Here is a 12,637-nt window from a genome sequence, read left to right on the forward strand (position 1 = left end):
AGGCGACGTGAGCCAAACCGGTTAGCGGATCAATTGCCGCCAATCGGTTTGGTGCCGTCACCCAGCACGATGAACGCCGCCCAATAGAACGGGTGCGAGGTGTCGGGATCATCCATCAGGCCGCGCTGCGCATCGCCGAGCGAGCCTGACAGGCCCTGCCCGTCCTCGCCCGAGATTAGCCCTTCGACCAGTCGCTGTGTCGCGTTGAAATCGTCGGGCACCGGCCAATGGCTCGCCACCACAGCGCGCGCGCCTGCGCCCACGAAGGCTCGGACCAGACCGTCGAGCGCGTAATTGCCGCCTCCGACAATCCCCGCCTCGCGCGAGATTGCGCTGGTCGCCATGCCCGCCGTATCGCAGGCAGACAGGATCACCACGTCTGCATCAAGCTGAAGGTCGAAAATCTCCTTGAAGGTTAAGAGGCCATCCGACCCGTCATCGCCGAAAGATGTGACCAGTGCAGGCCGCGCGGGGCAATTGGGATTGGGCGCGGTGACCAAACCGTGCGTTGCGAAATGCACCACGCGGAAATCCGACAGGTCTTGCTTCGACAGCAAAGCGGTGTCGGAGAAGGCTTCGCCCACCGCGACCTCGCTCTTGTCCAGACCAAAGCTTTCGGCTGCGAAGAACAGTTCGCCCGGCTCGATCGGGTTCCGCCATGTGTCGAGCGACCAGTCGCACGGATCATTTGATTGGGTGCGACCGGTAGGCAGCGCGTTGGAGCCGATGCCAAGATAGGCCTTGTTCGCACGCGAAGGCGCGATCCGGCGGATATCGAGGAAGCCGCGCGGGCTCACCGCAATTGACACATCGCGGCTGCGTCCGAGCCAGTCGATCTCGCGGTAATCATAGAGGTCTTCGTTTTCGTCCTCGGTCCGCTCCAGATAGGCATCGACGCCATCTTGGCTGGCGATCAGCACCTGCGGCGGCAATTGCAGCATCGGACCATCGGGCTCGAACACGATATGTTTCATATTGGCCATCTCCGCCTCGACCGGGCCGAACAGGCGCAGATACAGATCGCGCGCGCGCTCGACATCGAACGGATAGGTGACGGTCTGGCCAGCCTCGTAAACCACGATGGAATCGCGGATAAAGGCGACCGCATCGTCGAGCTCGTCAATCCCGCCTTCGACCTTGAAGGTACGCGCATCGCCGCTTGTCACCCACAGCGCGTAGATCTCCTCGCCGACCAGCACCATCTTGTAATAGGCTTCCTCGGCGCCCAGCGCGCCCTGAAGCTCCGACAATTCAAGCCGGGTCGGGGTCAGCGCGCGGAAACGCGGATAGTCCGACAGGCGCGAAAGCAGAGCGGTCTGTTCGCCGCGCAGATAGTCCAGCGTCTCGCGCGCGGCGATCAATCCATCGGCTTGAAGCGGCGTCGGGTTGGGCAAGGCTGCCAGACGATCAGCGCGCGCTTGTGTCCGCGCGATCTCGCGGCTGCGATTGAGCGACAAGCGGAACAGGCCCGACGCGTCATCGTCGCCTTCGGACATTTGCCGTGCAAGGATCGCCTGCGTTTGCGCAACGCCAGGGCGTTGGAGCATTTGCGACGCGTTGAAGAAGTCGGCCGTCGCATCCGCAGATCCCTCTGCTGCAAGCAGCGCGAAATAGGGTTCGAGCAGGTTGCGAAGGCTTGCGCCGCTATCGGTGGTGTTGGCAGCCCGGTCGACCACATCGGCGAACAGAATGCGCGCTTCATCGGCACGGCCTGCTCTCAGCAGGAAACCGGCCTTGCGCGCATAGGCGGCGAGCAGGACCGGCGATTGCGGATAGTCGCGTGAAATCGCGGTGGCGGCGACATCATAGGCGCGGATCGCGGTTTCAGTGCGACCCTGCCCTTCGGCGACCAGCGCACGCTCGATCGCAATTTCCGAACGCAGCCAGCGCGCCGACGCAACCCGGCCATCGCGCACTTCGGCGATCCGGCGGTCGGCACGGCGCAGCATTGTTTCAGCGGTTGCAAGGTCGTTATTCTGCCGCGCGATCGAGCCTGACAGGAAATCCGCCTGCGCATCGAGCATCTCGGCCCGTTCGAGCGGCGACAGGCCAAGCTCGACCCCGCCGAGGCGTTGCAGCGCGATATTCTCGCGGTTGATCTGGGCGGAAAGCGGATTGTCGATAAAGCCGTCGCGGATCGTCAGATCGCGCGTTTCGGGATCAACCTCGCGCATTTCCTCAGCCAGCACGGCGAGCGCGGCATCGGGAAAACGGCGGTTGAGGAAATTGATCGCGCGGTAATTGCGGATCAGGCGCTGGGCCACGCCGTCGCTGCGGGTGAGCGAGGCGTCGGCTTGCGCGAACAGGCGCTCGGCAGCGGTGAAATTGCCCAGATTGGATTGCTGCAGCCCTTGATTGGCGAGCACTTCCGCGCGCGCCGCCGAATTGCTCTGACTGCGTCCGGCGAGGTTTTCGAAGAACTGGCCCGATTCAGCAAAGCGGCCACTATTGTTGCGGACATAGGCTTCGTTAAGCGCGTCGAACTCGCTCAAAGAGCCGGCCTGCACGCGGGCAAATGCCGCCGCGTCGCTGACTTCGGTCTGGGCGACTTCGATTGTGCCGGGCAATGCACGGTCATTGTAAACCGACGCGAGCGCCAGACGCAGCACCGGATCATAGCCCGCCAGCCCTTCGACCAGATAGGTGCGACCGCCCTCTTCTAGCGAGTAGCTGCGATAGTCGATGCCATGCTCAGCGTCGGTGCAGGTCAGCTTGGTGACTTCGCCGACCATCTCGATTTCGGCAGTCTCGGGACTGCGGCAACTGGCCCCGCTGCCCGCGCCGCTCGGCTGGCTTGAGACATTCGCCCCATCGCGCAGGATCAGCAATGTGCCCACAGCGCCCGCCGCATCGCGGCAGGTGAGCCGGTATGCGCGGTCGAACATACCGCCCAGCCGCGGCTCTGTCGGAGCGTTCTGCGCGGTGCAGCGCACGCCCGCATTGCCGACGCGGAAATTGGTCTGGATCGACAGCGGATCGTCTTGCGACAATGCCGGTGCGACCATCATCGCGCCCGAAATCCCGCCGAGCGCCAGCACCAGTGCAAACGCCTTGGTCCCCATTTTGTTCAGGGTCTTCATGGCTGATCTCCATTGCCGCCAGCTGGCGGTGCATCGACATCCGGATCAACCAGCGCGGGATTGCCCGAGCCACTGATCGGATCGTTGATCGCACCGCGGCGGTCGAGTGCATTGGTGTTGATGATGCTGACTGGAGGCGCGATCGGACCGCGTGTTGCAGCTTCGCTTTCCTCTTCCTCTTCTTCGGCAGCTTCCTCTTCTTCCTCTTCCGATTCTTCTTCCGTTTCCTCTGAGTCTTCGGATTCCTCGGTGTCTTCGGTGTCTTCGCTCTCTTCGTCGGCGCTGCCTTCTTCGCTGTCGTCGGACGAGGATTCGCCGTCGTCAGAGGAGGAGTCGCTATCGCCGTCGGAATTGCTGTCACCGTCGGAACTGCTGTCCGAACCGCTATCGCCGGAATCGTCGATCGAGAACTCGCCGTCACCGCCGCCGCCATCATCGACATTGTCGACATTCACGTCGCCGCCGCCGCTTGATCCGCTGCCGGTTCCGGTGCTGCCCGTGCCAGTGCCTGCGCTGCTGCCATCGTCGGAGCTGTCGCTATCGCCGCCAGAACTGCCGTCATCACCCGAACCGCTATCGCCGCCGGTCGCGCCATCGCTGGACCCGCCGCTTGAGCCGCTGCCCGAACCGCTCGACGAACCAGCCCCGCTCACCGCCGCCGAAACTGTCGAAGTGATCTCGCCTTGATTGTTGTCAACCGCAGGAGCACCGTCGCATCCGCCCAGCGCGCAACCATTGATCTGGCTGCCCGCGTTGAAGATAGTCGCGTCATCGAGAAGATCGAGCAGAGCCGTCGCGGCATCATTGCCGGTCAGGACATTGCCCGCGCCGTCGTCGAACTGGCCGTTGATGATGACCAGCGGCATCGCGCCGCCACCCCTGCCACCGCCGACATCGATGGTGATGGCACCGGCACTCGGCAAGACGAAGCCAGCGGGAAGCTCTTCAGTGCCGGTGTTCTGGATCAACAGTTGATCGGTCACCACCAGCTCGAGCGCACCAGCGCGCAGAACGCCGTCAGGCTGCGGGCTGGCAATGGGCGTGTTGATTAGAGCCGCGAGTTCCTCTTCGGTTTCATCTCCGGCCAGACCGTCAAAGACCGAGCCTGAGCCGATAAAGATCGTGCCCGCAGTGATGTTGACCGTCCCGCCATTGGCGAACAGATCAATTGCGCCCGTATCGGCATTGATCGCGAACAGGTCAGCGTTGAAGTTCACATTGACCGGAGACCCGGTTGATGTTGCGGTCAGCAGACCGTCAACAATGATCTCTCCGCCCGTGCTGATCGTTTGCAGGGTCAGCGTGCTCAGAAGCGTGTTCGACGAAAGATCCACGTCACCGACAATCAGCTGAACCCCGTTCTCATTGGAGGTTTCGAAGATAGCGACCTCGCCAGCCAGCAGACGTTCAAATACTTCCAAGTCGACCAGATAGCCGGTGAAATCGCCGGTCGGATCATCGCCGAGCATTACGCCGCCTTCATTGTTCGAAGCCAGCCGGATGCGTCCCGATGCGCCCGCGTCGATTGCGCCTTGCTGGATAATGTCGATTTCGAAGGAGGTGATGTCGACAAGACCCGCCTGCCACAATCCCTGCACTTGAACCAGACCGCCTGCATTGGCGTTGATTGTGGCCGCGCTGACATCGCCGAGCATGATGTCACCGCTCGCCTGAATCGTCGCATCCTGAGCGACAACGAGGGGGTTGGTGGAAGTAACAGAACCGCCGGTTGTGCTCACATTCAGTGTGTCGACGGTCGCACTTTCTAGGAAAATGTCGGTTCCGCCAATGATCTGCAATGATCCGGCCGTTGCACCAAGCAGTTCAACCGATTCCCCAGCAGAGACAAAGATTGACCCTGCAGTCACTTCGTCCAGCGCGATACCGGTTGCCGCTTCGAATGTCGCGCTCTGGCCGACAACGATCGGACTGGTCGACGAGATAGACCCGCTATTTCCTCGTGCGATCAGCGTGTTGGCGGCGATATTGCCAAGCCTCATGCCAGTCCCGCTTTCGATCAGCAGGGTTCCGTTTGAGGCGTCGAGCAACGCGATCTCAAGCGCGCCAAATTGCGTGGTAACGGTAATGTCGGTCGCGGTGACGTCGAGCAGTCCAATGTCCGATCTTGAATTCAAAGTGATCTGGCCATCGGAGGTCAGCAAGGCGCTCGCGCCCAGAACGTTGTCCGTTGCTGTCAACGTCATCGATTCCGTGGCGTTGATCGTGCCCGGATCAATGGGAGGCGAAGCCGGATCGGGCAATACGAAGTCACCCCCGGTGACGTTGAAAACCCGGCTGTCCAACAGCGAACTGGTCAGCGCAATATCGACGAGGCCAGGCGTGAGGAGATTGAACGTATCAACCGTCAGCGTCGCGTCTGTCAGAACCAACGCAGCCCCCGTTTCCGGATCAGGTGCATCATCACCTTGAAGCGTGATGTCGATCGAGCCGATATTGACGTCGGATTGTGTGACGCTGATCGTTGCTAATTCCGGATACAGGCTGGCTCCCGGTGTCGCTCCTGCGCCGCCTGCGGACGAGGTGTTCATCAGCAGGCTGCCGAGATTCATCAACCCGCGGCCCGGATTCTGAAACGCCTGACTGACAACCAGCCGCATCGTTCCAGCCTGACCGTCGCCGCCATTGCCTTGCGTGTTGCCGGTCCCGCCATCTCCGCCGACACCCTGGCTGGTAAAGCTCATCGAGTTGGCAGAAACCTCTGCACCGCGAACCAGTGCGGTGAAATTGCCGGCCCGGCCAAGCCCGCCATCGCCGCCAATTCCGGTGGTCGCATTGCCGCCATTGCCGCCTGTATTGACCATCGTGCCGACCACGGTGTCGAAGCTCGCCGAACCGTCTACCGCGCCCGGAACAGGACCGCCGCTTGCGGTGCCAAACTGTAACGAACCGCCGGTTGCGTCACCACCAGCGCCGCCATTGACACCGTCCCCGCCATTCCCTCCGGTGGTCGTAAACGAGAAGTCGGTCACACCCGCTACATCGAGTGTACCGTTAATCGCCTGACCGACGACTACGATTTGACCTCCAGTCGCAGTCCCGCCCGCACCGCCATCGGTGCCTCCAGCCGAGTCGCCGCCATTCCCGCCGATTGTAGTAACATCGACATCAAGGCCGCCCAGCGAAATGAGTGTTGGGTTCCCGCCATCATTGTTGCGCGCAAAAACATTGATCCGAGCGGCGCTCGCCTCACCCCCAACGCCGGGAATGGCGTTGGCAAGCGCATGCCCGCCAAAGGCTTGAGCTGTAAGCGACGCGGTCCCATCCACGATCAGCGTCGCGCCCTCGATGAAAATCCGCGATTCAGCGCGCGTCACCGCATCACCGCCGTTCCGACCATCGCCTCCGCGAGCGGCCGCGCGCAGCTGTGCGGCACCATTGATCCGGATATTCGCAAATTCGTGGAACGAGAATATCTCGGCGACATCGGTCTGTGCGATACCCCCGGTCCCGTTGGGAGCGGTTCCGCCGATTGCGTCAACATCAAGGGTGAGATCGCCTGTGATCGTGAAATCCGTTGGCTGATCGATCAGCAGCCGTGCGAATTGTCCATGTGCCGCCCCGCCATTGCCGCCATCGCTGCCCGCATCGCCGCCGGTTGCGGTGGAAGTGGCCCTCACATTTCCGTTGATCGTCGTCGAAAGCATGCCGAGAGTGCCGAAATTGGGCGCATCGATGCGAGCCCCGCCTGCATCGGCATTGCCGCCATTGCCAACTCCCGGCTGAAGAATAGAGCCACCCTCGGCCACTGCAGTCACAGTCAGCACGGGCGTGGTGATGTTATTCGCTCCATCAAACTCGATGAAGGTGTTACTGGTGCTCGCGTTTCCGCCTGCTCCGTTATCGACATTGCCGCCGCGGGCGGTCTGCGTCACGCCGATCTCACCGGTTGCGGTTACGGTCGCATTCCTGAAGATAATACCGCCCGATAGCGCGCTCGCATTGCCGCCCAATGCGCTAAAAGTTGCGATTGGGTTGGTCGTCCCTTCACCGCCTTCGGCAGTAAGATTGATACCAAGATCGCCGCTGACATTGACCGTGCTGTCGAGGATTTCGAGAGTGCTCGTCGTCACGTTTGCGTTTTCGCCCACGCGGCCATACCCGCCGACTGCAAACCCCGTAATAACGAGATCGGAGAAGATATCGACGGTAGAATTGTCGATCTGGAAGCCGAAATTGCCTCCGATAGCATTGCCGCCTTCACCTAGGTCATCATGCGTGCCATCACCGCCAAAGGTTTCGATTAGCAGCCGGTCAAATGCCACATCCACATCCGCGTTTCCAAACCGGAAGAAACCGCCCGCATTCGTGGCAGAACCGCCTCTGGTGCGTTCCGCGCTTGCCAGGGCCGATCCGCCGACCGCGCGAGAGAGGAATGCTATCCGACCTAGGTTCGAAGTGCTGCCATCGATATTCAGACTTGTGAATCCGTTGTTGCCGTTTCCAGCCACGCCGTCATCTTCGAAGGTATGGCCGCCCTGAGCCACATTTCGGATAAGCAACGGATTGCCCACTACATCGGGCAGGTTGATCGATGCTCCGTTCGTAACCTGCAGCGAAATGCTGTTGCCGAAGGCATTCCCGCCATTGCCATTGATGCCTAGACCACCCTGCGCCTCGGCGGAGATGAATTCGAGCTCACCCAAGCCAGGATCACCGATCGTATTGGCCCCGAGCACTGTGAGGGTCGAACCGGCCCCCGAGGCATCGATCGATATTGTCCCGGAGGTGGCTATTTCGCCGGGGCCATTGCTGCCCTGCCCGCCAAACGCATCGCCTGACATGTTGAGCTCGCCAGTGGAGAACAAAGCGCCGTCAAAAACCTGCAGCTGGACCAAGTTGGAGGTCGCGCGCCCGTCAATCCCTGCGATGGCATTGCTGACGATCCGCGTTACGCCACCGACATCAATCGTGCCGCCAGTGGAGGCACTGACACGTGAGTCTCCGGCTCGCGCATGCGTTCCATCGGTCGCAAGGCTGGTATCTGCAGTGGCGTCGACAACCAGATTGCCGCCGACAAACAGCGAAGAACCGGCGTCAAAGACCTGCAAACGCGCAGCGCCGCTTTGCGCAAACAGATCGGGCTGCCCTTCATTGCGGACGCGCGAGGCGATGGTAAGATCCCCGCCAACTTGCACTGTAGCGCCAGAGTTGATCATCAGGATCGAATTGCCGACATCCAAAGTTTGGCGCGGCGAATTGGCGATCAAATCAAGATTGCCGACCACATCCAGAAGGCCAATGTTACCGTTTGATTCAAAGACAGCGGCATTGATTCCGCCTGCACGGAACGACGCATTGCCTTCAAAAAACATCGCTTCGGACACAAACAAGTTCAGATCGGTCTCGGCCGCGGCATCAACGTCCGAGGTGAACACAATCGGAGTGCCGGGATTGGGTCCACTATTGTTGTCGATCGTGATGAAGGAATTGCCGATCGCAGCCGGATTGGGCAGCGGATCAATCTCGCCTGCAAAGACATTGTGGCCCGCCGCTAGCACCACCGTCTCACCCTCCATCGAGGCTGAACCAGCGATGTCGAATCCAAGCTGGCTGCCCCCTTGGATTGCCATTGTCATCGACGTGTTCTTGGGGATTGCCACCATATAGATGCGGTGGTTGTCGCCCACGCCGGAGCTCGCGGGGCCGCCTGTGCTGCCGCTATGCTCGATCGAGCCGAAGCCGGCCTCTGATCCGACATCGATCTGGATATCGAACAACCCGTCAGGGCTGAATGTTATCGATCCGGCTTCACCGGCTGCATAGACCGCCTGCCCGTTCACATAGACATCGCCGGCCTGTCTGATGCGCGGGGCAAATAGCGCGACATAGCTGCCTTCCGACAGCGCATCGATCACTGCGCCTTGCTGGATCTCGATCAGCGAGTTGGGGTCCGCATTCTGGAAGATCACCTGATCGCCGAACATGAAATTGCCAAAGCCATCGGTCACAGGCTCAGCAGTGGTCAGGCCCAGATTGCCGACATCGAATGTCGCATTCGAGCCGATCACAATCCCGCCCGGCGTGTAGAAAAACACTGTGCCGCCCGCGACAGATCCGCCCATGCCATCCTGAATGCGCGAGATCACCGTGCCGTCAAAGACAATCCGGCTGTTGGGATTAACCGGGAGAATGCGGTTGAGCACCGCGAAATCAGTAACGCCTGTGCCGTTGGTAAAGGTCGCGGTGGTCCCGTTTTGCTGGAACAGGATATCGCCAAGACCGCTGTCATCGAACGGATCCCAATCAATCACTGCGCTGTTCGAATCCACCGTCACATCGGTCGTGCCCGTGCCCTCTATGATCGTCGCACTGCCTTCGACGACCGTCCCGGTCGCTTCAAAGGATTGCGCAAAGGCGGCGTCCGACGAGAACAGCAAGCCAGTTGCCAGAGCCAGCGCAGAACTTTGTGCAAGAACAGCGCGTTGTTTGAGCGTCACAACGGTTTTATTTTGCATATTTTTCATTCCCGAGGGTCAGATACTGGCAGTCAGAGTGAAGAGAACGCGGACGTCGCCGCGCTCGGTTTGCAGGCCTGCGCGTTTCAGCGGCACCGAAACATTGACGTCGAGGCCGTAACGCCCGCCAAGGAAGGTGCGCGCGCCCGCGCCTACCGAATACAGGTCGTCGTCGATCTCCGGCGCTTCGTTCCAGACCTTTGCCAGATCGAAGAAGGCATAAGGCTGAATCGAAAGACGCCCCGACTGGTTCAGCGGCAAAGTCGCCGTGCGCAGCTCGGTCGCAAGCGCGACACCGCTATCGCCGATAATGGTGCCCGGATCATAACCCCGGCCCACTGTGAAGTTGCCTGCCGCGAACTCTTCGAACCCGAACAGCCCCCCGCCGAGCGACAATTGCGCACGCGGCTTGAGCGTCAGCGCGATCAGGCTGGAGAGCGAGAACTCGGCCACACCGCTTGCGCGGATAACCGAGCCAGTCGGCTCGCCATCAAGACGCCCCGGATTGATGAACCCTGCGGGACAGGTCGGGCCAAAGCAGACATTCGAAGCGCCAAAGACATCAAGGCCTTGCCGATATTCGATTGTGCCATTTGCGCGGTAACGCGGCGCACGGCGATCCACGTCGATCGCGTCATAATCAAGCTTGACCCAGCCAACGCGGATACGGTCGCGCGATAAAGGCGCGATGAAGTCCACATCCTGATTGATGTAGTCAAAACCAGCGCTGACATAGATGCTTTCCGCCTGAGTGCGCTTCACCGGATAGCTGGCCGAAATATTGGCGAACAATGTCTCTGCGGTGAGATCAGTGACGGCAACGTTCGCCGCCGCTGCAAGGCCCAGATCAGGGCGGGTCCATGCATAGGTCACTTGCCCGCCGACGATCAGCCCGTCGCCGCCGGGGCGGAATTCGTGGGAGGCCTGCACCACGTGCTGCTCGTCAAAATCGCTGCTGGCGAAATAGGAAAGCGTGGTCGCATCGCCCATTCCGGTAAGGCCGTAAAAGCGCGCGCGCACCTGACCGCCAAAGGGGCCGGTGGCTTCTGCGCCGTAATTCTGGATCGCGAGGTCAAATTCGGAGCGCTGCCGCCGGACGGTGACTTCGCCGATCAGATTGCCGGGATCTCCGCCAGCCGGGCGAAGCGTCAGATTGACGTTATAGCCGGGCAGATCGCGCGCGAGCAGCAGGTAACGTTCCGCCTCGTTGCGATCGAAAATCTCGGATTCGGATAGCCGCCCCAAATATTGCTGGAGCTTGCCCTCTGCCCCGCGCGTTTCGCCGCGCGCGCGCACTGCGGTGATCCGGCCATAGAGCACTTCGAAGGTGACATTGCCGTCCTCGATCCGCTGCGTCGGCACCTGCGTTGCAGCGAGATAGCCCTTGTTGCGCAGGATCGTGGCGGCGGCATCGCGGATTTCGCACAGGATCGCGACCGGATGCTCCTGCCCTTCGAACGGCTTCCAGGCAGGCTCCAGTTCTTGCGGGGTCGCGCCTTTCAGCCCGTTGAAATTGACCGAGCGAATGGTCAACCGGACATCGGCATATTGCGGATCGGCAAGCGCGCAGGGAGACCGCTCTATCCCGCCTTCGACCGTTAGCCGCGGCGGCGGTGCGTCTTCACCGCGTGCAATGCCCTGCAATTCTTCACGGGTCGGTACGACAGCCTGTGCAGAAGCCTGAGTTGCAGTGATAAAAAATATCGGGCTCAGCGCTACAGCCAGCCCTCCTGCGGTGCAGGATGTCTTGGAAACCATTTACCCCCCTTGCCGTCCCCCGACCGGCAAACGCGCCGCAACGCCTTGGGCAATCGGGCCGCGCAAAACACAATGTTTCACACGGACCCGATCAGGGTATTCGAGTCAAGCCTTAACCATAGATAATGCGCAACTCCGGTGCTTTACGCAGCGTTACGGCGCTGGGCATAAACGCCTCACTCAAGCGAGCGAGACGTGCCGCTTCATGTGATGGTCGACATTGCCAAATTCGGAATCGAAGATCGTCAGGCGTTTGAAGTAATGGCCGATCGCATATTCATCGGTCATGCCGTTGCCGCCGTGGATCTGGATCGCTTCCTGCCCGACAAACCGAGCGGCCTGTCCGACGCGGACCTTTGCTGCTGAGGCCGCGATCTTGCGGTCACGCTCGCTCGCGTCGAGTTTGATCGTCGCGAGATAGGTCATCGAGACGGCCTGCTCATATTCGGTGAACATATCGACCATGCGGTGCTGCAGCACCTGAAACTTGCCGATAGGAACGCCGAACTGCTTGCGCTGTTTTGAATAATCGAGCGTGATGGCGTGCGCGACCTTCATCGCGCCGCATGCCTCTGCGCACAAGGCTGCGATGGCTTCGTCACCGACCCGCTCGATCAGCGGCAGGGCATTGCCCTCTTCGCCGATCAAAGCATCCTCGCCGACAGCGACATTCTCGAAGTAAACTTCCGAAGCCTGCCGTCCATCAACCGTGGGATAGTCGCGGGTGACGACGCCATTGGCGGACTTGTCGACGACAAAGACCGAGATACCGTCACGGTCGCGCCGCTCGCCCGAAGTGCGCGCGGTGACGATCAGATGGCTCGCCCAAGGTGCGCCGATCACGACTGCCTTGTGACCGTTCAGGACGTAGCCTGCGCCGTCTTTCTTCGCTGTGGTTTCGAGGTCAGCAAAGTCATAGCGCCCGCGCGGTTCGGCATAGGCATAAGCGAAGATGCGGCTGCCATCGACGATCCCGCCAATATGCTCTTCCTTTTGAGCCGCCTTGCCAGCATGCTTCAGGAAGCCGCCTGCGCACACGACGCTGGGCACGAATGGTTCGACCACCAGGCCTTTGCCGAACTCTTCCATCACGACCAGCGCGTCGACCGCGCCGCCCCCAAAGCCGCCATCTTCTTCGCTAAACGGCATACCGAGAATGCCCAGCTCCGCCAGCTGCGCCCAGATTTCGGGGCGCCATCCGGCTTCGCTTTCGATCACGCCGCGGCGTGTCTCGCTGTCATATTGCTCACGCACCAGCCGCGAAAGGCCGTCGCGCACCATGTCCTGTTCTTCGGTGAAATTGAAATCCACTTGAGTATCTCC

The 12,637-nt window shown here is 60.9% G+C and carries 4 protein-coding genes; all 4 read right to left on the reverse strand.

Annotated elements, in window-relative coordinates; genetic code table 11:
* Window positions 1-29: 29 nt before the first annotated feature.
* Entirely contained in the window at window positions 30-3,080 is a 3,051-nt protein-coding gene (locus Q0887_RS08185; RefSeq protein ID WP_299193876.1) for a CHAT domain-containing protein, read from the reverse strand.
* Window positions 3,077-9,556: a hypothetical protein gene (locus tag Q0887_RS08190; RefSeq protein WP_299193878.1), complete on the reverse strand. Its 6,480-nt coding sequence runs from the start codon at window positions 9,554-9,556 to the stop codon at window positions 3,077-3,079. The genes Q0887_RS08185 and Q0887_RS08190 overlap by 4 nt, the downstream gene beginning before the upstream one ends.
* A gap of 18 nt (window positions 9,557-9,574) precedes the next feature.
* The gene (locus Q0887_RS08195) at window positions 9,575-11,314 is read right to left on the reverse strand and encodes a ShlB/FhaC/HecB family hemolysin secretion/activation protein (protein ID WP_299193880.1); all 1,740 of its coding nucleotides are present in this window, start codon (window positions 11,312-11,314) and stop codon (window positions 9,575-9,577) included.
* Window positions 11,315-11,494: 180 nt separating this feature from the next.
* Window positions 11,495-12,625, reverse strand: coding sequence for an acyl-CoA dehydrogenase family protein (locus Q0887_RS08200; RefSeq protein WP_299193882.1), 1,131 nt, complete (start codon window positions 12,623-12,625; stop codon window positions 11,495-11,497).
* Window positions 12,626-12,637 lie beyond the last annotated feature (12 nt).

This window comes from uncultured Erythrobacter sp. (assembly GCF_947492365.1).
In the GTDB taxonomy this organism is placed as follows: Bacteria; Pseudomonadota; Alphaproteobacteria; order Sphingomonadales; family Sphingomonadaceae; genus Erythrobacter.